Here is a 546-nt window from a genome sequence, read left to right as displayed (position 1 = left end):
CGCGACGAGGCTCACATCGCTGTTGTCCCCGGCGCTGACGGACAGCTGATCGTTGTTGCTGCTCGAAGTGCTGTTGATGACGTTCAGGTTCATTGTGGAGTTGTCGAATGCATCGGCGACGATGCCACCGCTGAAGTTGTTGCTCGAATTGGCACCCGAGAAGTTGATCGTGGCGTTCGACGTTCCACGGATGCCGAACAGATACCCGCTGCCAAGCACGGCGCCAGTCGAGCTGCCGCCTGAAATCGTCAGCGCGAGCGTGCCGGACTGGGTCTGCAGCTGGAAGTTGTCGTCGCCGCTGCCTGTGATCGTGGTGTTGGTGACCGCGCTGGTGCCGGACATGTTGTAGAAATGGATGCCATCTTCGTCCGCTCCATTGCCCGCATTCGATATGCTGCTGTTGCTGAGCGTGAAGTTCGAAACGGTATTGCCGTTGCTGCCTTGATCGGCGCCGCCCGAAATGGCGACCCGGTCCAGCGTCGCCGTACAGACGTTTTGCAGGTGGATGGCCGCGTTGGCCGTGAGGTTGTAACCAGTCGAAAGCCC

The 546-nt window shown here is 59.9% G+C and carries 1 protein-coding gene; it reads right to left on the bottom strand.

Going from position 1 to position 546, the window contains the following annotated elements:
• Nucleotides 1-546 (bottom strand): hypothetical protein (locus EN906_RS37665; protein WP_206529299.1); only part of this gene is annotated, 546 nt, incomplete at both ends.

This window comes from Mesorhizobium sp. M7A.F.Ca.CA.004.06.1.1 (assembly GCF_003999135.1).
Taxonomy (GTDB): domain Bacteria; phylum Pseudomonadota; class Alphaproteobacteria; order Rhizobiales; family Rhizobiaceae; genus Mesorhizobium.
Note: the sequence above shows the minus strand (reverse complement) of the source record. Positions and strands in the feature narration are given on the sequence as shown.